The organism is Flavobacterium sp. UBA4197, assembly GCF_002379575.1.
Taxonomy (GTDB): Bacteria; Bacteroidota; Bacteroidia; order Flavobacteriales; family Flavobacteriaceae; genus Flavobacterium; species Flavobacterium inviolabile.
On record NZ_DFUB01000031.1, the window covers coordinates 102,711 to 123,656 of the forward strand.

Sequence of the window (20,946 nt, forward strand, 5' to 3'; positions counted from 1 at the left end):
CCTTCAACTGTTTTTAATTACAGTTTTCCATCCACTTCACCTTCCAGAACTCCTTTCACATCATACAACAGGCTGTTTTCCTTTAGCAAAGTATTCAGATTAGAATTTAAGAATTCCTTATGCGCTACTCCTAAAACGACTGCATCAAATTGCTGCGATGGTAATTCATTGCTGGTAACCAATCCATATTCGTGCTTCACCTCAGCCGGATTCGCCCAAGGATCATATATACTCACTTCAATACCATAATCGGCTAAAGCTGCTATAACATCAACAATCTTAGTATTACGTACATCAGGACAGTTTTCCTTGAACGTAATACCCATCATTAACAGTTTGGCTCCGTTTACCTGTATTCCTTTTTTAATCATCAGTTTTACAACCTGTGAGGCTACATATTCGCCCATACTGTCGTTCAAACGGCGACCGGCAAGGATAATTTCCGGGTGGTATCCTTTTTCCTGTGCTTTTTGCGCTAAATAATAAGGGTCCACACCAATACAATGTCCGCCAACCAATCCCGGTCGGAAAGGTAAAAAGTTCCATTTTGTTCCGGCTGCTGTCAAAACTGCCTGGGTATCGATTTCCAGAATATTAAAAATCTTTGCCAGTTCGTTTACAAAAGCAATGTTGATATCACGCTGTGAGTTTTCAATTACTTTCGCTGCTTCTGCAACCTTTATAGTAGGTGCCAGATGCGTTCCGGCAATAATTACGTTTTTATATAGTTCATCTACTTTTTGTCCGATTTCCAAAGTAGATCCTGAGGTTATCTTTAAGATTTTCTCTACTGTATGTTCCTTATCTCCCGGGTTAATACGCTCCGGCGAATAGCCTGCAAAAAAATCCACATTGAATTTCAGTCCGGACACTTTTTCCAGTACCGGTACGCATTCTTCTTCCGTTACTCCGGGATATACGGTTGACTCATAGATAACAATATCTCCTTTTTTCAGCACTTTACCCACCGTTTCACTGGCTTTATACAAAGGAGTAAGATCCGGTCTGTTGTGTTTATCAACAGGCGTAGGCACTGTAACAATAAAGTAATTACAATCTTTAATATCTTCTAAATCCGAAGAACAATACAACCCTTTTGAGTTGTGATTTTTGGCTACCAATACTCCTTTAAGTGTTTCACTATCCACTTCAAGCGTACTGTCCTGCCCCGAATTTAATTCAGCGATTCGTGCCTTATTAATATCAAAACCAACAACTGCATACTTTGTTGCAAATAATCTTGCCAATGGCAAGCCTACATAACCTAAACCTATAACTGCAATTTTATTATCCATTATAACTGATATTTTATTATTTTAAATTACTCCAATACCAAGAAACTGCTTCCTTAAGCCCTTCTCTGATTGAAAATTTCGGATTATAATCTAATTTTGTTTTTGCTTTTTCAATACTGGCCAGAGAATGCGGAATATCTCCTGCTCTGTTCGGTCCGTATACCACCTCAACATTGGCTATTTCCGGGTCATACTCCGATAAAAATTCTTTCAGATACTGAATCAGCTGCTTTAAAGTCGTTCTGTCACCATAAGCCGTATTGTATACCGTATTAATCGCTTCGGGTGATTTTGTGGTCATTGCCAGCTCATTCATCTGGATCACATTATCGATATAGGTAAAGTCACGGGAATATTCTCCGTCACCATTTACAACAGGACTTTCATGCTGCATAAACTGCATTACAAATTTTGGAATCACAGCTGCATAGGCACCATTTGGATCCTGTCTTCTTCCGAACACATTAAAATAGCGTAATCCTATCGTTTCCAGACCATACGTTTTGCTGAAAATATCTGCATAAAGCTCGTTTACATATTTTGTAATGGCATAAGGAGATAATGGTTTCCCGATCTTATCTTCCACTTTTGGCAAAGCTTCCGAATCCCCGTAAGTAGAAGAGCTCGCCGCATAAACAAATCGCTTTACACCTGCATCTCTTGAAGCAACCAACATATTTAAAAATCCGGATACATTTACTGCATTACTGGTAACAGGATCGTTAATAGAACGCGGCACCGAGCCTAATGCTGCCTGATGCAGTACAAAATCCACATTTTCTACAGCTTTATGACAGGTCGCCAAATCCCTGATATCTCCTTCAATTAAATTAAAATCAGGATTTTCCAGAAAAGGTGCAATATTATGGCGATGCCCTGTTGCAAAATTATCCAGGCAGGTAACATGGTAGTTTTTACCTAAAAAGTACTCTACCAAATTTGAGCCTATAAATCCAGCCCCGCCAGTAATTAGTATTCTATCCATTATTTTTATTCGTTTAATTCCTATTAATTCAGTTCTACTTAACGCAATTTTACCCAAACAATTGCCTGTCCTGAAAACAAAATTTACAATTCGTTTCCAAACAGCAACAACCCTTCTTCTCTATAATCTTTGGAAAGTATAAATTTCACTTTTCGCTTTATTTCTCCTTCTATCTTAAATGCCAATTGCTCAACATATTCCTCATTCAGCACTTCACCCACAATAACTACTTCTATCGTTCCGGAATCCCTTCCTTCGGCATAATCGCCTACCAGATAAACTTTTTGAACTTCTCCCATCCGTTCCAGAATTGTAGCCACGATGGTATCCAGCCCAATGGTCTTCCGCACCACGCTTTGCAGTAATAAAAACAGCGGGTGTTTGATGTTGGCCCTGTAAGAAATAGTATTCCGGATCGCTTCCTTTTCCAGATAACCGGCCTCAGAAAGGTTATTCAGTTCTTTTCGTATCGCATTGGTCGATTCACTGAATTCTTCGGCCAAACCGCGTAAATGTCCCTGATTTGCTGCGTTAATAAAAAACTTAACAAGCAATCTTAACCGGGTTTTCGAAGTAATTAATGATTCTAACATAACAGCAATTGTGAGCAACAAAAGTACTCGTTATTTTTTAACAAAACCAATTTCTTAAAATTTTTATACTACTTTTCTATATATCAATAAAATACGCCAATATCATATCATCAAAAAAGCCTTTCTTTTAGTTAAAAGAAAGGCTTTTTTAATAGGTGTTATAGTATTTTAGGAACCTATTCCCTGATATATAAATCCTATCCGGGTTAATTTTTCCTTGTCAAGAAGGTTTCTTCCGTCAAAAACAAATGCCGGCTTTAACATATTATCATAAATGCGCTGCCAGTCATACGTGTTAAATTCATCCCATTCCGTTAATATCGCAATAGCATGAGCACCATTACAAACAGCATAAGGGTCATTGTCAACCGTTAATCCGGCTCTGTTCATTGCTTCCGATCTTGTTTCCAGATAATCCAGATCAGAGAAAATCTGGTCTTCCGATACCTTCGGATCGTAAACCGCAATTTCTGCGCGCTCGCTTAATAAATCATCAGCCACATATATTGCTGCAGATTCACGGGTATCATTCGTATCTTTTTTAAATGCCCAGCCCAGGAAAGCTATTTTTTTTCCGGAAACGGTGTTGTATAAGGTCTGGATAATATTTTTACCAAATCGGCGTTTCTGATGGTCATTCATGATGATAACCTGTTCCCAATAATCTGCTACTTCATTTAATCCATACGATTTAGCAATATAAACCAGATTCAGTATATCTTTCTGGAAGCAGGAACCTCCAAAACCAACAGATGATTTTAAGAACTTAGCCCCTATACGGCTGTCCATTCCAATTGCTCTTGCTACTTCATTTACATCAGCACCGGTTTTTTCACATAATTCCGACAAGGCATTAATAGAAGAAACCCGTTGTGCCAGAAAAGCATTAGCGGTTAGTTTTGACAATTCCGAAGACCATACATTAGTCGTCAAAATACGTTCTTCCGGAACCCAGTTAGCATAGATATCCACCAGCTGCTGAATTGCTTTTTGCCCTTCTGCTGTGGTATCACCACCAATCAGTACTCTGTCCGGAGATAATAAATCCACAACAGCTGTACCTTCTGCTAAAAATTCAGGATTGGATAAAATCTGGAATTGCACGCCATTTCCGGTGTGGTCTAAGATTTCTTTTATAGCACTTGCTGTACGAACCGGCAAGGTAGATTTTTCAACAACAATTTTATCATTCTTCGCAACTCTTGCAATTTGGCGGGCACACAATTCAATATATTTTAAATCGGCTGCCATTCCTTTTCCTACTCCATACGTTTTTGTAGGCGTGTTTACCGAAATAAAAATCATATCGGCTTCATCAATTGCTTTATCAACTTCTGTTGAGAAAAAAAGATTACGTCCTCTTGCCGAAGCTACGATTTCGCCTAAACCCGGTTCATAAATAGGAATATTATCAACATTCTCATCATTCCAGGCTGCAATTCTCTTTTCATTTAAATCCACAACAGTAACCTGGATATGAGGACATTTTTGAGCAATAACTGCCATCGTAGGTCCCCCTACATATCCTGCACCAATACAGCATATTTTTTTTATATTCATCTTAAAAAATTGTCAAGTATGTTTTTATAGTAATCCTCTTATTTTCCTTTCCATTCATTTTATCTGATTCAAAAATCCGGGCTTCAATAAGAGTGTACAAATATAGTTGAATGTGTTTAATTTTTCCGGATATCGGTTTTCCAAATTATATGGTATCAATAAAGCTTTTTTCTGTTCTGTTGAATATGGTTAACCCGATTAGAAAAAGAAGTAATGTACTTCCTGCGGAATAAGCCAATCCCAGAATAGTAAAGGTTCCTTTTCCCAGAAAAGAGTATTTAAAAAACTCAAAAATACTCGTGAGCGGATTGACATATACCAACCAGTCATAACCTGCCGGTAATTCTTTTATAACCTGAGAAGTGGGATAGATAACCGGTGTGATATACATATATAGCGAAACACCGAAGGAAACCACAAAAGTAAGATCCCGGTATTTCGTGGTAAGTGACGAAATGATCATCCCCAGTCCTAATGACATCAGCGCCATTACAATTAACAACAAGGGGGTAAACAGTATGGTCCATTGTGGAGCAATTGCAAAGCCTTTAAAAATATAATAGCCCAGAACGGCAATAAAAAGCAGAAACTGAATTCCGAATTTGAGCAAATTGGATATCGTAGTCGAAAGCGGCATGATTATTCTGGGAAAATATACTTTCCCGAAAATATTCTGATTGGTCTTAAAAGTATCGGAAGTGGTTTTAAAACATTCCGAAAAATAAAACCAAAGTGTATTTCCTGCTAAGGCAAATAAAAAATAAGGTATTCCGTCCGATTCTAGTTTTGCGATCTTAAAAAAGACAATAAACTGGATAATTGAAGTAACCAAAGGCTGGATTAAAAACCAAAGCGGCCCCAAAATAGTTTGCTTATAATAGGTAACCACATCCCTTTTCACAAACATCATCAGCAAATCACGATATTGCCAGATCCCGGTAAAATCAAACGATAGTAATTTCGCTTTAGGAGTAATCTCATACAGCCATTTATCTTTCTCAGTATTTTCAGTTATCATTACTTCTTCTTAAAAATTTGTGTTTTGATTTTTTCCCAGAGTGTTTTTTCTTTTTCTGTTTCTACATAACCATTGGCATACGTTCCGTAACCATAGCCGTAACCGTAGCCGTAACCATATTTTGCCTTGCTTTCATAACCGTTCAGCACGATACTGATATTATTCAATTCGCCTCTTCGGTGTTTTTCATTTACAATGGCCAGCATACCTTTCTTCGTGATATTCTGTCTGACCACATAAATAGTAGCATCACAATACTGTGCCAGTTCCAGAGCATCCGATACCAATCCAACCGGAGAAGTATCCAGAATAATGTAATCGTATATCGTTTTTAACTCCTCGATCATTTCCTTCATCGCCTGACTGATAATGAGCTCCGCCGGGTTAGGCGGAATCGGCCCGGAAGTAATCACATCCAGATAAGGAACATGTGTGTGCTGAACGATTTCCCCGATTGTTTTTTGCCCGATCAGGTAGTTTACCACTCCTATATTATTTTCAATATTGAAATCTCCAAATATTCTTGGTTTTCTTAAATCAAGTCCGACAATAACCGTTTTCTTTTCACTTAAAGCAAAAACAGTCGCCATATTAATAGAACAGAATGTTTTTCCTTCGCCTCCAACAGAAGAAGTCACCATTAACGTTTTGGTACCGTCAACCTTTTGTTTTTTATATAAAAACTGAAGCGAAGAACGAATGGAACGGAAAGATTCCGACAACGGTGATTTTGGCCTTTCAAAAACAGCCATATTGGTTTCGGTATTCTTCTTCCCGACAACTCCGATTATCGGAATGGAGGTTAATTTTTCAATATCTTCCGTATTGTGAATAGAAGTATCCAGCAGGGTAATTGCAAATGCGATTAAAAGCGGAATCAATATTCCCAACAGCAATGCCAGAATATAATTCACACTGGTTTTAGGACCAAGCAGGCCTCCGCCAACATCCTTAGCTGCATCAATAAACTCGATGTCGGACACATTGGAAGCTTTTACAATATCTGCCTCACTTCTTTTCTGAAGAAAAGTACTGTAAATATTATCATTCAAATCGTACTTTCTGGTAATTTTAAGCAATTCCTGCTGTTCTTCCGGCAGTTGTTTGATGGTGCTTTCTGCTTCTCCTATCCTTCTGTTAATAACTCCCAGGTCAATCTTTATAGCATTCTTTGCCGAGTTTATGTTTTCCAGCAATACTCTCTTGGTAGCATCCATCTGATTATCGAACTCTTCAAATATCTTCTGGCTTTTAACGGAATATGCCATTTCCGAACGTTCCCGCGAAAACTGAATCAGCTTGGCCACGTTCATCACAATGTTGGGATCTTCAATCCCGGCAACCGTTGGAGCCGGCAATTTCGAATAATCGGTACTGCTCACCAGATAATTACTAAGGGAATTATAGTAATTCATCTTTCTGGCTATGGCATCTTTTTCGATATCAAAGTCCGTCAGTTTTTCCGTCAGTTTTTCACCGCCACCCTGTAGCTGAAAGACATTCTTATCTTTTCTGAAATCCTTCAGTTCCTTTTCGGAGTTCTTTAACTGTCCTTCCATGGCAATTAAAGTACTGTCAATAAAGGCAATCGTATTTTTAGCAAACTGGTTTTTACTATCCAGCTGTTTTTTTCTCAGTACTTCTACGGTAGCATTTAAATAATCTACTAATCTTTTTTTGTTTGTTCCCTGTAAAGAAAGCCGGATTATAGACGCCGCTTTTGTATCGACTTCCACATTTAGTCCTTTATAACCTCCTACAGTTGCATCAAAACTATTAAAACGGATATAATAATCGTTACCGGTATACATCCCCGGATTATTGGTGATGAATAATTTAAAATTTAAAAATGGCAGCTGAACCGTTTCTCCAACTTTGTATCGTTTCACAAAATTACCGGGAACTACGGCTACATTTTGAGTAGTATTTGCCGCATAATTAAATGTCGTTACCGAAGTTTCCCCAAAAGGGATCATTAACTCATATTCCTTTTCATTCAGAAACTTAATCTGAACCGGAATTCCTGCCAGTTGTCCTTTATTTTTATCAATCGCAATATAAAAAGGGACTTCTCCATAAACATCCTGAAAAGTGTATTCTCCTTGTTTAAGGTAATCAATGTAATACTGGAGTTTATCAACTACATACTCGTTATGGGTTCTTGATTTTAACGTATTGATAACCGTTTGTACCTTATCTGAAGTTCCGCCCCAATTAAAAACCAAACTAGTATTGGACGTAAAGAAAGGATTGTTTTCATCTTTTACCACTATGGAAGCTTCCATGCCATAGATTTTCTCCTTACGGATATTAACCTGATAGGCTATCGTAAAAGCAATGATTAAACTCACGATAAACCATTTCCAATAGCTGGCTATTTTTAAAAGAAAACCTTTAAAGTCAAAATTATTCTGATTTTCAAACAACGTGAAGTCCTTAGGATCCAGCATACGCTTTATAAATTTTTAAATAACAATAAAGTTGTTGTCACCAATGACAGCGCCGTGATGATGGTTGCCACAGATTGGACACCCGTTGTTCCGGTACCCCATGATTTTTGTTTGAGCGGCTTTACATAGATATAGTCATTTGGCTGAATATAATAAAAGGGCGACTGCATCGCTCTGGCATCCGTCAGATTGATCGTATGCATTTCCGTACCGTGCGGATACTGGCGTATCACAACAACTTCTTTTCGGTTACCGGTCATGGTAATATCTCCGGAGTTCGCAATGGCCTGCATAATGGTCACTTTATCCTGATAAAGTGTTTTGGTTCCCGGCACAGTAATCTCTCCATTAACGGTATAGCGCAAACCGGCCAGTTTGACATCAACAAAAATATTAGCTTCTTTTTTAAAGTATTCTTCTAAAAGCTGTTTTTCAATTTTCTGGCGAATTTCGTCCAGGGTATATCCCAAAACATTTACCTCACCCAGAACCGGCATCCGGATATTCCCGTGATCATTTACCGTAAAACCATTAAAATAGAGACTTTGGTCCGTTTCTGTCGTTTGCGTGGTAGATCCCAAAGCCGAAGGACTGAACATGTCTACTAATTTCTGATCCAGGGCTTTTATTTTTACACTCAGCACATCATTTGTCTGAACGCGGTAAGGTTTGGATATAACCGGATTAACAGCTACTGAAAGTGTATCCTTGCTATAATTCTGCAAATACAATAAGTCTTTATTAGAAACACACGAAACCGAAAGAATTCCGATTACTAATAACACCCAAAATGTTTTTCCCATTCCAATGATTTTTGAAGAAACAAATATAGTTTTTCAAACGATAATTTTACAGTAATAATATACGTTTACCTTAAAAAGTTAATTTTTTAAAGTTCCTATGCATTTTTAATAGCATTTTCAAAAGGAATACGATGCAAAATACTTCTTCCGAGTGTCACCTCATCGGCATATTCCAATTCATCACCAATTGCTATTCCCCGCGCAATTGCCGAAATAACAATATTATAATCCTTAAGCTGCTTGTAGATGTAGAAATTGGTTGTATCGCCTTCCATCGTTGAGCTTAATGCAAAAATGATTTCCTTTATGTTTCCGGATTTTACTTTTTCAACCAGGGTTGTAATATTCAACTGACTGGGTCCAACACCGTCTATAGGTGAAATTTTCCCGCCCAGTACATGGTACAATCCTTTAAAAAGACCGGTATTCTCCAGAGCCATTACGTCTCTTATGTCTTCAACAACACAAATAACGGACTGATCCCGCAACGGATTAGCACAAATATGGCAGACTTCTTCATCGGATATATTATGACATTGTGCACAAAAATTAATCTGCTCCCGCATTTGCAATAAAGCCGTTGTGAGTAATGCCGTCTGTTCCTTTGGTTGTTTCAGCAAATGCAGTACCAAACGCAAGGCTGTGCGTTTACCGATTCCCGGTAATTGCGACATTTCATTAACCGCTTTTTCCAATAATTTCGAAGAGAATTCCATAGGTACAAAAATACTCTTTTAATTTGATTTTTTTAAGTCGTTGCTAATTTGAAAAAGATGATTCCACAACAACATTTTTTTGTATTTTGGCTCACTCTAAAATTTAAGGAATGACACCATTTACCATACTTTCCATTATTATTGTTTATTTCGGTTTGTTGATTTTAATCTCCAATCTGGTAAGCAAAAAAGACCATAGTAATGATGCTTTCTTTAAAGCGAATAAAAACTCCAAATGGTATCTGGTAGCCTTTGGTATGATTGGAACGGCCCTTTCGGGAGTTACGTTTATATCGGTTCCGGGAGAAGTAGGTTCGCCAAACGGAGAGCAATTCAAATACTTTCAGTTTGTTTTAGGAAATGCCATCGGGTTTATTATCGTTGCAAAAGTACTGTTGCCGCTGTATTACCGAATGAATCTTACTTCGATTTACGGATATATTGAAAACCGGCTGGGGCATTACAGTTACAAGGCCGCTGCCTCGATTTTCCTGTTGAGCCGGACTATCGGATCGGCATTCCGGCTGTACCTGGTCGTGATTGTATTACAGCGTTTTGTATTCGATTTCTATAATGTGCCGTTTTCGTTTACCGTTTTGATCTCGTTAGCCTTAATTTTTGCGTACACCTATAAAGGCGGACTAAAAACGATTATCATCACCGATACTTTACAAACCTTATTCCTGGTATCCTCGGTATTTTTTACCATCTATTTTATTTGCGACAGTCTGGATTACAACGCTGTTCAGGCTTTTGAAGCCATCAAGGAGAGCAACTATTCCAAAATCTTTTTCTTTGACGACTTTATCGGCAGCAAATACCATTTTATCAAACAGATTTTAGGCGGGATCTTTGTGACCATTGCCATGGTTGGTCTGGATCAGGATTTAATGCAGAAGAACCTGAGCTGTAAAAATATTGGCGAAGCACAAAAAAACATGTTTACCTTCACCGGGATCTTTGTGATCATCAATTTGTTTTTCCTTAGTGTGGGTGCCCTTTTATACATTTATGCTTCTAAAAACGGTATTTCCGTTCCTCTGGATGCAATAACCGGGAAACCGAGAACAGATTTACTATTTCCGGAAATCGCGTTCAATCACTTAACACTTATCCCGTCGATTGTTTTCCTGTTAGGGCTTACCGCAGCTACATTTGCCACAACCGATTCGGCATTGACCGCCTTAACAACTTCTTTCTGTGTGGATTTCCTGGGAATGGACAAGGCCGAAAATGCCAATAAGCCGAATATTGTCAGAACCCGTCATTTGGTGCATATCTCTTTTTCCCTGCTGATGTTCCTTGTGATTATCATTTTCAATCAGATCAATGATGCTTCGGTAGTGAGTATGATTTTCAGGATAGCTTCCTATACTTACGGTCCGTTATTAGGACTATACAGCTTCGGGCTGTTTATGAAAAACAAGACCGTACACGACAAATTAGTTCCTTTTGTCTGCATCCTTTCACCGGCCTTAACCTTTTTATTAAGCCAGAATTCCAAATTGTTTTTCGGAGATTATGTTTTCGACAACGAATTGATCATTATAAACGGACTGATCACTTTTATCTTATTGTTGTGCATCAGCAAACCGGCTGCCGGTAAAACTGCTTAAAACTGATTTGTAGCCAGCAGTACCAAAGTACAGGCTACTTCCGTTTCGATATTATTCGCTTTCAGCAAACTGTAAAATTCCGGATTTTCTGTTCCCGGATTGAAGATAACACGCTTCGGATGCAGACTGATGATATACTCATAATATTCTTTCTGCCGTTGCGGATTGAGGTATAAGGTAACGGTATGTACCGCTTCGAACGGAACTTTTTCCGTTTCGATTGCCACACCGGCCACCACATCTTTTCTTTGCCCGATTGCCACTACTTCATGCTGGTGTTTCAGCAAACTATTTACTGCCATATAAGCATAACGCTCCGGATTTGAGGAAGCCCCTATTACCAATGTTTTCATACTGCTGCGATTTATTACCCTAAAATTACATAATTATCGCTGATTTTCTTACATTACCAATACAATATAACATTGATTTATCATAACTTTGAGATAACACTCACCTAAAGTAGTTTGAGATATTAACCTTTTATTTTGCAACAAAAACTATGGAATTATTTATTTACATTTTTGCAGCTGTATTTTCTGTATTGAATCCTTTGGGTGCCGTTCCTATCTTTGTGGGACTAACCCATAACGACACAAAAGCCGAACGTTCCAGAACGTCTTTATGGACTGCCGTAAATGTTTTTATAATCTTAATTATCTCGTTCTTTATCGGAGAATATGTATTGAAATTTTTCGGCATCAGTATCGATGCCTTACGAATAGCAGGAGGACTGATCATTGTAAACTCCGGATTTGCCCTGTTATCGGGAAAATTCAGTAAAACCAGAGGAGTTAATAAAAAAGTGGCTAACGATGCCCAAAAAAGAAGCGATATCGCTTTAACACCACTGGCAATACCCATGCTTGCCGGACCGGGCTCTATTTCTTTATTAATTGCCTTTTACCAGGACTTTCAGGAAGTATATGAAAAAGCTATTGTTTGCGCTGCAATCTTAGCTGTTGCGCTGTCTATCTTTATTATTCTGAGAAGTGCCCATTATTTATCCCGGATCCTGGGAGCATCCGGAATTGTTGCCATTTCAAGGATAATTGGTTTTATTGTTATCGCTATCGGAATACAATACATTAGCAGTTCCATTGTGAACATCCTGAAAACGGTTGCTTCATAAACGAAAGAAAGAGATTTCAAATAATTGAAATCTCTTTCTAAAAACAAAAACAAACATTTAAACTAACTACTCAATAGGGAAACTATTTAAGTATTACTTTTTTAGTAATAACATTATTTCCCGCCTCAAGATTCAATATATAAATACCGCTTCCTAAAGAAGATAAATTAATCTCTTTATTGTAGAAGCCTTGTGTATTATCGATTGCTGTTTCAAAAACTTTTGCTCCAGTCATCGAGTAAATACTCACTTTATTCTTGGTATCCATATTTTCTTTTAAATCGTAAATCAAGTTGATTTTTTTGTCTAATGACGGATTTGGATAAATTCCGAAAGATATTTTATCTTCAAATGATTCTGTTCCTAAAGAAGCAGTAACATCCTGATAGTTGAATGTAATAACACCTGTACTGGAACCTACAAAGCTTGTAAATACTACTCTGTAAACACTTCCGTTAGCCAGTTTCACATAATAGGCTTTATTCCCGTCAATAGTATAAGTACTTCCTGTGAATGTTTTCCAGTCGTACCCGATAGTATTGATTGCTGTAGCAAAATTCAGGTTAGCAGTATTCATTACTCCTCCCGGTTCATTATTTTTTGCAACTTTAACATCCGGATGGTGTAAAGCACCTGTTACCTGGTACTTTGTAGTACTTCCACCCATTGGATAATCTGTTGTGAATTTTGTAAAGATCAAATCCCAATCTGCACTTGCAGGCTCAGCAATAACCGGTGCATTTGTCTCTAAAGAGAAATAGTTAAAGATGTTATTCGGGTTTGAAGTATTGGATACCACCTGAGTCTGATCTGCACCCCAAGCCGTACCGTTCCATGTAGAATATGTAAAAGTATATCCAGCAAAGAAATCATCCATTTTGAACTTTTTGTATGTTCCATTAGGATATTTCAGAACAAAAATGATACTTCCTGTTACATGGTGATTCGCCGGGTTGTATTCTCCCCATCCGTAAGTAGCTGTACCTTGTTCTAAAGCTCCTTCTGTCCATACAGTATCACTGTTGTAAAGTCTTGTCCAGCTTGACTGAGCCGCTGTACTTACATCAACTGTAGCCCAGTTACTGATATTATTGGAAACCTGGTAGATCTCAATTCCTTTAGCATCATTTATTCTCGTAGCAAAAGAGAAAGAGCTTTTTCTGTAAAAAGCCAGATCCCAGGAACTGTGAGGGTAAACATTGTTTGCTGTAGGATTGGAGAACTTAAAAAATGCCTGATTAGCATAAGCAGGTCCCATTGTCACAGTACCCTGTTGAACAGCCTGAGCACTTGCAAATGAACTGACCAGTATTGCTGCTAAAAATAGTATTCTTTTTTTCATGGTAAAAAAATTTATGATTATTGTACAAGTTTATATTCAAATTTCGGATACCCTCTCACTCCGCTTTCATTTAAGAACTCCAGCATTCTGATTTTATAATAGTTTCCGTCAATATCTTTTATTACATAGAATCGGTCTGTAAAAGCACTTCCGTTGAATACATCTCTCCATTCCGCTCCGATTACACGCTGATCGTCAGAGAAATTGCTTTCAACGATATTGTTCATACCGAAATTGTTATAGTTAACGCTACCCGATACATTCACCCGGTAACCTTTTACACCACCTTTAAGGTTATTCACAACAAAATCAGAATAACCATAAGAACCGGAACCGGCAATCTCATTTGTAAATACGGTAAAGCTCAGATCCCATAATGCTTTTTGCGGCTCTACATTTACAATGTTTTGAGTTTTCAGGCTAAAAAACGTGAAGTTATAATCCTGGTTTTTAGCAATCGTTACCTGTTGGTGTGTTGTACTGTTCAAATCGGCATATTGCAATACATAGCTATCGCCGTCTCTAAGGATTTTAATTTTTTTCCAGCCTCTTGGATTTCCTGCAATAGCAACGCTTCCCGGTGCCGGAGCAGTTGTTCCAACTTCATATCCCATGTTTACCAAATACACATGGTTTTCGGCATTATTAGCCGAGATTGCAGCAATTGCCGTTTGGTTAATATCTCCGTTTGGTGCATCAACATAATTCATATTGGACTGCTCAAAAGTTCCCACAGCAACCAAAGGCTTAAAAGCACTTACACTGGCTTCCGTAACCGCATCAATATTTGTTTCCTCTAATTTTTTCACTGCCATATAGACCGATCCGTTTATGGTCACTCTAAATTGGTTCCCGGAATAAAATCCAAGATCCCAGCTGTCTCTTCTCGCTTTCGACATAAAGTCTTTGCTTAAATCCACAAAAACCTGATCGCCTTCATTTGGTCCTCCTACTTCCGGTAAAAGTGTCGCTCCTAATGATCTCTGGAAAGAAACCAATGATGTTGTATAACCCTGAATGGATGTTTCCCCTACATAGTTGATCGCGATAACTTCTAACAAAATAGATTTATCATCTGTATCAAAAGGGTAAATTAAGTTTTTGAATGTAAAGTTCAGTTCGCTTTGTCCTTTTGTAAAAGGTAGTTCCATCACACCGTTTCCAGCTGCCGGGACAGTACTGAAATCCACTCCGTAACTGGCATTCGTAGGCGATACTTTTACCGAAACTTTTCCATCATTTTTTGCCGGTTCTGAGAAAATCATTTTCATTTCTCTTTCGTCATGAATTAACGAGAAATCGATTGATTGTTTTTCAAAAGACACCACAAAAGGCTGTTGAGCCACCTGCTCGTTTTTCTCACAGGAACCTAGTATGAACAAAGAAAGAAAAAAGGCTATTTGATATATTTTTGATTTCATATTATTAGAAATTTAATTTATATAAAAGTTTTAAAAAGTATGATCTTCCGTATCCCATCAGGATATTCGTAGCAGCTCCGGTATGTGCTCCACCTTCGGCTGCGGTCGTATTGATCGTTGTGATGTCTAAAATATTTCTGGCTCCGATTGTCGCTTCCAACGATTTATTCAAAAACGATTTTTTAACCGTAGCATCCAGCCAGGTGAAAGGGTTTTGTTTTCCTCTTTCGGTCACCGTTTGATTTTGTTCATTGGTTCTTCCTACAAACTGATACTGAGGTCCGTTATATTTAACGTAAGCCGAGAAAACCGTTTCCCATTTTGGCACCAAATAAGAAGCATTGGCATTTAGCTGAACCGCATATAGAAAATCATCGTTAGAATCTGTTGAGCTGTCTAAAACTTTTGCTGTTCCGGCAAACGTTACCCCAAAGTTTCCGGTAAAGTTTTTATATTTTGCCGTATTGGTCAGGGAAAGTCCCCAGGTTTTATACACATCAATATTGTTATACTGGTAAACTAACGGTGAGTTTTGTATGATGATCATTTCAATTCTGTCCTTTACATCAAGATACCAGGCCGATAATTTATTCTGCATTGTAAACGATTCGTTTAGTTTTGAATCTTTTTTCAGGTGAAGGAAAACAGATTTCCCCTGTTCCGGATTAAGGTTCGGATTCCCCTGAATATTGTGGTTTACGTCAACCATATAGGTATACAACTCTTCGTATGTTGGCAATTTAGGAGCGGTTCCTACGATACCTCTCAATTCATAACCGTTATCAAAAACATATTTAGAACTTAAAGACAATGCTGCCTGCTGGTCAAACTGTGATGATAATAACAAACGGATACCCGGGCGGATAGAAAATCTTTTATTCAGGTTTATTTCAGATGACGTAAAAAAGTCATACGAATTCAATTCTCTTTTAATATTCTCTCCGTTAAAGAAACCTGCCAGGCTGGTAACATAACCGTTAATACTGTTTATTTCATACCCTAACTGAACATTATAGGTATCATTTTTCAGAAAATTTGAGAAATTCCCTTTAGAATAAAATGCTTTTCGGTATTCGTATTCTAAATTTTCCGTTCCGAAATGCTCCTGTGAACGGATTCTGTAATTGTATTTTTCTAAATCTCTGTTTTGTTGCTGGTACGAGAAAGACACATCATAGTTCAATCCGTTATCGCTCAGTTTTCCGGAAGCGTTTAAATGGTGGTAATAACGTGTTGATGTATAGATTTCATCTTTTGCAACCGGATTGTTCGTTTGCGTTGCCGGATTCTCATTCATTTGCACATCGGCACTAAAACGATCTGTAGTTTCCTGGAAAAATTCGAACTTATAGAAAAGTCTGTAGTTTTTAGTAGTGTAAGCTAATAATGATTTGGCATTGATCTGCTGTTTCGGTAACCATTCGTACCCTCTTAAACCATCATTAAACAAGTAGTTTTCACCCATTCTGTTGTTCCAGAATCCTTTAAAGTCATTACGGGTAAATAAGGCATTGGCATAAAACTTATCGGAAAAATTATGTCCGATTTTAATGGACTGAATATGTCTTCCTTTGTCTTTAAAGTTGTATTCTTTACCAACGGTTTCTTCCTGGATGTATGGGGTGACTTCCCATTTGTGTTCCGACGATTTCTTGGTAATAATGTTGATAATTCCCGATACGGCATTTGCACCATAATCAACCCCCATAGATCCTTCAACAATTTCGATCTGCTGAATATCATCTAAATTGATCTGGGTTAAATCGGTATTGTTACCCAAACCTTCGTCATTGATGACAGGAATATTATCGACAAGAATTTTAAAATATTGTGAATCCAAACCAAACAGCTGTACTCCTGATTTTCCGGTGGAAGCATTTGGGATAATATTGATATTTAACGTCTGATTCAACAAATCGGCTAAATTGTTTCCTGCCTGTCTGTCTATATCAGCACGGGTAATCACTTTAACTTCAAATACTGATTTTTTTACCGACTGAGGATTATACTGTCCCGTTACTACTACTTCCTCCAGATGGTTCACTTTACCCGGAATACTGTCTTTTTCCTGTGCTACACCAACAAAGGCATTAAATAAAAACAGACCGCCGTATATTTTTGATTTAAAATTCATTCTTTATTTTATTTTACTCTCTTTATAATTATTGTTATTCCAGCTGTTCCTGAATCCCTGGGTTTACCAACAGTTGTAATAAGATCATTTCTGTTTTTCCGGTTTTATTTGCCTCCGGAAAAACCGGAAAAAGAAATTATTGACCGTCTGCAGCAATCCCGCAAAGACGCTCAACATCCAAAAAAATCAATTTTTGAAACTTTCCAATCCCCCGGCAAACAAGCTTTTCTTTTTGAATTATTCCCCAAAAAACATTTAGTATTCTAAATTCCAGCTTATTGACAAAAACAGCATTAAAATCAATTTAGAATTAATCTTAATAATATATTTTTTTGCAAATGTATGTTTTATTTTTATTCGTTCTAAATAAATTTAATATTTTTGCACAAGAAATTTTAATCAATACATAATGAGAAATCTAAAACAAAAGGCAACTCTTGCTTTTTTATTTGCAGTAATGTTAGGTAATGCTCAGGGCAATAAAAAGAAACAGGACACGGATGCGATCAAATCAATGTGTGGCTGTTATGAAGTAGAATTCAACTTTGCAGAGACGTTTAAAACAACTAAAGACGAGAACTACAAGCCATCACCAACAAAGTATGACAAAGGATTGGAATGGGTAGAACTGGTTGAAGATAAATCAAACAAAATCGTAATGCAGCATTTATTGATTGTGGGCGATACGATGATTGTAAAGCACTGGAGACAGGATTGGGAATTTGAAAACACAAACCTGTACCTGTTTGACAAAGGAACTTCATGGAAATTTACAACATTACCAAAAGCTGCAGTAAAAGGACAATGGACGCAACGTGTATACCAGGTAGACGACAGCCCGAGATATGAAGGAACTGCTACATGGGTTCACGTAGATGGAACATCATATTGGAGAAATTTCGCTGATGCTCCACTTCCAAGAAGAGAGCACACTATCAGAAATGATTACAATGTTTTAAAAAGAAGAAATATTCATGAAATCACGAAATACGGCTGGTTACATGAACAAGACAACGAAAAAGTTTTAAGAGAAAACGGAAAAGACGTTGTACTTTCTCAGGAAAAAGGACTTGACCTTTACAAAAAAGTAGCCGATTCAAAATGTATTGCTGCTCAAAAATACTGGAAAGAGAACAAAGCTATGTGGAAAAACGTTCGCGACAAATGGCAATCTATTTTCGACAGAAACAAAGATCTTAATTTAGAAGACAAAGTAAACCGCAAATCATTATTCGGTTATTTGTTCGACCTGAAAGGGGACACTCCTAAAGCTGAAACTGATAAAATTATTGACAGTTTTGTAAAAAACTAAGCATTGATTAAACAATAAAAAAACCGCTTAATAAGCGGTTTTTTTTATTTTCTTTTTTAACGTACTACTCTGCTTTCGGCAAAAATACTTCCGCCATCATACAACGGGCACTTCCACCGCCGCAAGCTTCAATAGTATCCAGGCTCGAACTTAAGATCTCACAGTGTTTTTCCAGTTTTGTCAGCTGATCTTTCGTTAAACTCTGATGTGCAGCAGCACTCATAATCAAATAACGCTTATCCTCCGCTCCTCTTACCTGAAGCATATTTCCGGCAAAATTGTTAACCTGATCTTCTGTAATCAAGACAATCTCTTTGCCATCCGATTTTAAACAGTCTAAAACCATTTTGCGTTCTTTGGCATCATCAATACTATCTGCACAGATTACCGCAAAAGTTTCTCCCAGACACATCATAACATTGGTATGATAAATCGGTTTTCGCTCTCCGTCCACCGTTTGAAAAGCTTCAAAAATAACCGGGTTCATTTCGAAGTCTTCACAAAATTCAATCATCAGTTCTTCATTCGCTCTTGGTGATAACGCACAGTACGCTTTCCCGTTTTCACGGTCTAACAGCAAACTTCCCGTTCCTTCCAGGAACAATTCATCTTCTTCTGCAGAGGTATAGTCCACAATATTGTTAATTTCAAAACCGTGGTCTTCCAGGATGTCCAGTACATCCTCTCTTCTCTCCATACGTCTGTTTTCGGCAAACATCGGATACAAGGCCACATCACCGTTTTCATGGAAAGAAATCCAGTTATTCGGGAAAATACTGTCTGGAGTGTCCGGACTTACCGTATCTTCAACAACAATAACATTAACGCCTGCATTTTTTAGTTTTTCAACAAAATTATCAAACTCTTCCTGTGCTTTTGCGTTTACCGTAGCCGGCAATAAATTGTCCAATACTTTTTGGTAATAGTTATTTACTGCTGTCTGCTCATTCATCCTGAACGCAACAGGACGAATCATCAATATCGTGTTAGTAGTCTGTTTCATACTTTTTATTTTTTCCTTTTATTAGTCCCTGATTAAAGGCAATGTAGAGCATCTCAAAAGCCCTTCCTGTTTTGCAATTTCGGCATAAGGAACTTCTTCAACGGTAATTCCTTTACTTCTCAGCCAATTATTCAATCTTGTAAAATTTCTTTCCGAAACCACAACATCCGGCGCAATAGAAAACACATTTGAAAACATATAATACATTTCCTCCCGCTCAATGTGGAACAGGTTTTCTTTACCAAAAAGGTTCACTAAAAACATATAGTCCGCTTCTTCTCTGAATCCGCTTTTATAAATGATTCCTTTATCTGTTCCTACCGGCTGGAAACAACAATCCAGGTGCAGTGCATTGTCCCTTGGTTCGATCTTCGATTTCACCAGATCAAATTCTTTTACGATTTTATGCGGGAATAGTTTTTTAATATAGTCCACACCGGCCATATTGGTTCTTGCCGTGATATAGTCTTTATAATCGCTTCCTTTATAAGTTCCTATAAAAACATAGTCGTTCCAAACCATTACATCGCCACCTTCAATGTGTACTTCTTCCGGCGGGCGAACAACTTTTTTGGGATCAATCTGATCTATTACATACTGGATAGCATCCAATTCTCTTTCTCTGTCGGGTAAAATGTTTGCTTTTACAAAAACATCGTCAATAACGAACCCAATATCTCTGGAAAAAATCTGGTTGTAGTTTTCAATTATTTCCGGGCGGAAGACTTTTACTTCATATTTCTGAAAAACTTCATCAAGAGCCTGCATTTCTTTTACCATATCTGCTTCAACCGGATAGGTCCCTGCTTTTATATGCTCTAATGATTTCGGATCATACGCTTCCTCTATCGAGGGCGTTGGTCCATTGTTTACGGCTGTTCCTAAAACTACGGCTCTAAGCCGTGACGTTTCGTTTTTTACATTTAAATTCAACATAGCTTTTGGCTTTTGGCAAATATAAACAAAGGGCTTTGATAAACGAAAAACTCCCCTTGAAATCTAAGCATTACAGTGTTAATTTATCCTTAATTCGCTCTGTTTCAACACCAAATAATCGTCAAGTATACTTTTAAAAAGCTGACAAATATTATTTTTTTTAATACATTTACTTTTAAAAATATAAAATTATGGGATTATCGAGTTTTTTTAGTTCACTTTTCGGAAAAGCAAAGCAGAGTACGGAAGATTTAGGAGATAAGGTCAGCAGCACAGCCGATACCGCGGTTGACAAGGTAGAATCCTTCACGGAGGATGTAGTAGAAAAAGTTTCGGAAGTAGCCGACAGCGCTTCTCAAAAACTGGAGGAAATGGGTGTTTCGGAAAAAGTCAATGATTTTATCGATACTGCCAAAGAGAAAATAGCCGATGCCGGCGAGTGGATCGAAGACAAAGCTACGGATGCTAAAGAAGCTTTATCGGACGTGATCGAGAAGACGGAAAACAAAATTGAAGAGGTAACCGGTGATACCGCTGAAGAGGCAGAAAAACCGGCAGAATAAAGCAATAAAAAAGCCCTGAAGTACTTCAGGGCTTTTTTTATTCAATTGTCCCGTCCTGAAATAAGTT

At 37.7% G+C, this 20,946-nt stretch carries 18 protein-coding genes; 4 read left to right on the plus strand and 14 right to left on the minus strand.

The window, feature by feature from the left end:
* Positions 1–17 precede the first annotated feature (17 nt).
* The 8 genes from B3394_RS15790 to recR all read right to left on the minus strand — a co-directional run bounded on the left by B3394_RS15790 (position 18) and on the right by recR (position 9,420).
* Positions 18–1,295, minus strand: a complete 1,278-nt coding sequence (locus tag B3394_RS15790) for a nucleotide sugar dehydrogenase (protein WP_273246386.1) — start codon at positions 1,293–1,295, stop codon at positions 18–20.
* Between the two features lie 16 nt (positions 1,296–1,311).
* Positions 1,312–2,280 (minus strand): SDR family oxidoreductase, encoded by a 969-nt coding sequence (locus tag B3394_RS15795; RefSeq protein WP_177732556.1) that lies wholly within the window; start codon positions 2,278–2,280, stop codon positions 1,312–1,314.
* 83 nt (positions 2,281–2,363) lie between these two features.
* Complete coding sequence (locus B3394_RS15800; RefSeq protein ID WP_177732553.1) at positions 2,364–2,873, minus strand: ArsR family transcriptional regulator; 510 nt, start codon at positions 2,871–2,873, stop codon at positions 2,364–2,366.
* 168 nt (positions 2,874–3,041) lie between these two features.
* On the minus strand, positions 3,042–4,433 hold the full coding sequence (locus tag B3394_RS15805; protein ID WP_286926901.1) for a UDP-glucose 6-dehydrogenase: 1,392 nt from the start codon (positions 4,431–4,433) through the stop codon (positions 3,042–3,044).
* 145 nt (positions 4,434–4,578) lie between these two features.
* A complete protein-coding gene (locus B3394_RS15810; protein WP_177732547.1) occupies positions 4,579–5,451 on the minus strand; it encodes an ABC transporter permease in 873 nt (290 codons plus the stop codon).
* Complete coding sequence (locus tag B3394_RS15815; protein ID WP_286926903.1) at positions 5,451–7,901, minus strand: exopolysaccharide transport family protein; 2,451 nt, start codon at positions 7,899–7,901, stop codon at positions 5,451–5,453. Before B3394_RS15815 ends, B3394_RS15810 begins: the two co-directional genes overlap by 1 nt.
* A 5-nt stretch (positions 7,902–7,906) precedes the next feature.
* Positions 7,907–8,704 (minus strand): polysaccharide biosynthesis/export family protein, encoded by a 798-nt coding sequence (locus B3394_RS15820; RefSeq protein ID WP_286926905.1) that lies wholly within the window; start codon positions 8,702–8,704, stop codon positions 7,907–7,909.
* Positions 8,705–8,799: 95 nt separating this feature from the next.
* Positions 8,800–9,420: a recombination mediator RecR gene (gene recR / locus B3394_RS15825; RefSeq protein ID WP_177732538.1), complete on the minus strand. Its 621-nt coding sequence runs from the start codon at positions 9,418–9,420 to the stop codon at positions 8,800–8,802.
* A 110-nt stretch (positions 9,421–9,530) separates the two neighbouring features.
* On the opposite strand from recR, the gene B3394_RS15830 reads away from it, so the two are divergent.
* Complete coding sequence (locus tag B3394_RS15830; protein ID WP_273246391.1) at positions 9,531–11,036, plus strand: sodium:solute symporter; 1,506 nt, start codon at positions 9,531–9,533, stop codon at positions 11,034–11,036.
* Here B3394_RS15830 and B3394_RS15835 read toward each other — a convergent pair.
* Positions 11,033–11,389, minus strand: a complete 357-nt coding sequence (locus B3394_RS15835; protein WP_273246392.1) for a CoA-binding protein — start codon at positions 11,387–11,389, stop codon at positions 11,033–11,035. The genes B3394_RS15830 and B3394_RS15835 overlap by 4 nt on opposite strands.
* A gap of 149 nt (positions 11,390–11,538) precedes the next feature.
* On the opposite strand from B3394_RS15835, the gene B3394_RS15840 reads away from it, so the two are divergent.
* Complete coding sequence (locus B3394_RS15840; RefSeq protein ID WP_177732529.1) at positions 11,539–12,168, plus strand: MarC family NAAT transporter; 630 nt, start codon at positions 11,539–11,541, stop codon at positions 12,166–12,168.
* Positions 12,169–12,250: 82 nt separating this feature from the next.
* On the opposite strand, the gene B3394_RS15845 is transcribed toward B3394_RS15840, so the two are convergent.
* From B3394_RS15845 to B3394_RS15855, 3 genes are read right to left on the minus strand one after another with little or no spacing between them, the layout of a single operon-like run.
* Positions 12,251–13,510 carry a T9SS type A sorting domain-containing protein gene (locus tag B3394_RS15845; RefSeq protein WP_286926908.1) on the minus strand — a complete coding sequence of 420 codons (1,260 nt, stop codon included), beginning with the start codon at positions 13,508–13,510 and terminating at the stop codon, positions 12,251–12,253.
* A gap of 17 nt (positions 13,511–13,527) precedes the next feature.
* A complete protein-coding gene (locus tag B3394_RS15850; protein WP_273246394.1) occupies positions 13,528–14,931 on the minus strand; it encodes an HmuY family protein in 1,404 nt (467 codons plus the stop codon).
* A gap of 4 nt (positions 14,932–14,935) precedes the next feature.
* Positions 14,936–17,065 carry a TonB-dependent receptor plug domain-containing protein gene (locus B3394_RS15855; protein WP_286926910.1) on the minus strand — a complete coding sequence of 710 codons (2,130 nt, stop codon included), beginning with the start codon at positions 17,063–17,065 and terminating at the stop codon, positions 14,936–14,938.
* Positions 17,066–17,474: 409 nt separating this feature from the next.
* Here B3394_RS15855 and B3394_RS15860 point away from each other — a divergent pair, with 409 nt between their 5' ends.
* Positions 17,475–18,377 carry a DUF6607 family protein gene (locus B3394_RS15860; protein WP_177732518.1) on the plus strand — a complete coding sequence of 301 codons (903 nt, stop codon included), beginning with the start codon at positions 17,475–17,477 and terminating at the stop codon, positions 18,375–18,377.
* A 64-nt stretch (positions 18,378–18,441) separates the two neighbouring features.
* Here B3394_RS15860 and ctlX read toward each other — a convergent pair whose 3' ends face one another.
* Entirely contained in the window at positions 18,442–19,380 is a 939-nt protein-coding gene (gene ctlX, locus B3394_RS15865) for a citrulline utilization hydrolase CtlX (RefSeq protein WP_286926912.1), read from the minus strand.
* Positions 19,381–19,401: 21 nt separating this feature from the next.
* Positions 19,402–20,316: a dimethylarginine dimethylaminohydrolase family protein gene (locus B3394_RS15870; RefSeq protein WP_286926922.1), complete on the minus strand. Its 915-nt coding sequence runs from the start codon at positions 20,314–20,316 to the stop codon at positions 19,402–19,404.
* Positions 20,317–20,507: 191 nt separating this feature from the next.
* Between B3394_RS15870 and B3394_RS15875 the strand changes: the two genes are divergently transcribed.
* Positions 20,508–20,879 (plus strand): hypothetical protein, encoded by a 372-nt coding sequence (locus B3394_RS15875; protein ID WP_286926924.1) that lies wholly within the window; start codon positions 20,508–20,510, stop codon positions 20,877–20,879.
* Positions 20,880–20,946: the final 67 nt, after the last annotated feature.

Coding starts and splice junctions, on each gene's coding strand:
- B3394_RS15790 (WP_273246386.1), bottom strand. CDS start 1,295: ATGGATAATAAAATTGCAGTTATAGGTTTAGGTTATGTAGGCTTGCCA.
- B3394_RS15795 (WP_177732556.1), bottom strand. CDS start 2,280: ATGGATAGAATACTAATTACTGGCGGGGCTGGATTTATAGGCTCAAAT.
- B3394_RS15800 (WP_177732553.1), bottom strand. CDS start 2,873: ATGTTAGAATCATTAATTACTTCGAAAACCCGGTTAAGATTGCTTGTT.
- B3394_RS15805 (WP_286926901.1), bottom strand. CDS start 4,433: ATGAATATAAAAAAAATATGCTGTATTGGTGCAGGATATGTAGGGGGA.
- B3394_RS15810 (WP_177732547.1), bottom strand. CDS start 5,451: ATGATAACTGAAAATACTGAGAAAGATAAATGGCTGTATGAGATTACT.
- B3394_RS15815 (WP_286926903.1), bottom strand. CDS start 7,901: ATGCTGGATCCTAAGGACTTCACGTTGTTTGAAAATCAGAATAATTTT.
- B3394_RS15820 (WP_286926905.1), bottom strand. CDS start 8,704: ATGGGAAAAACATTTTGGGTGTTATTAGTAATCGGAATTCTTTCGGTT.
- recR (WP_177732538.1), bottom strand. CDS start 9,420: ATGGAATTCTCTTCGAAATTATTGGAAAAAGCGGTTAATGAAATGTCG.
- B3394_RS15830 (WP_273246391.1), top strand. CDS start 9,531: ATGACACCATTTACCATACTTTCCATTATTATTGTTTATTTCGGTTTG.
- B3394_RS15835 (WP_273246392.1), bottom strand. CDS start 11,389: ATGAAAACATTGGTAATAGGGGCTTCCTCAAATCCGGAGCGTTATGCT.
- B3394_RS15840 (WP_177732529.1), top strand. CDS start 11,539: ATGGAATTATTTATTTACATTTTTGCAGCTGTATTTTCTGTATTGAAT.
- B3394_RS15845 (WP_286926908.1), bottom strand. CDS start 13,510: ATGAAAAAAAGAATACTATTTTTAGCAGCAATACTGGTCAGTTCATTT.
- B3394_RS15850 (WP_273246394.1), bottom strand. CDS start 14,931: ATGAAATCAAAAATATATCAAATAGCCTTTTTTCTTTCTTTGTTCATA.
- B3394_RS15855 (WP_286926910.1), bottom strand. CDS start 17,065: ATGAATTTTAAATCAAAAATATACGGCGGTCTGTTTTTATTTAATGCC.
- B3394_RS15860 (WP_177732518.1), top strand. CDS start 17,475: ATGAGAAATCTAAAACAAAAGGCAACTCTTGCTTTTTTATTTGCAGTA.
- ctlX (WP_286926912.1), bottom strand. CDS start 19,380: ATGAAACAGACTACTAACACGATATTGATGATTCGTCCTGTTGCGTTC.
- B3394_RS15870 (WP_286926922.1), bottom strand. CDS start 20,316: ATGTTGAATTTAAATGTAAAAAACGAAACGTCACGGCTTAGAGCCGTA.
- B3394_RS15875 (WP_286926924.1), top strand. CDS start 20,508: ATGGGATTATCGAGTTTTTTTAGTTCACTTTTCGGAAAAGCAAAGCAG.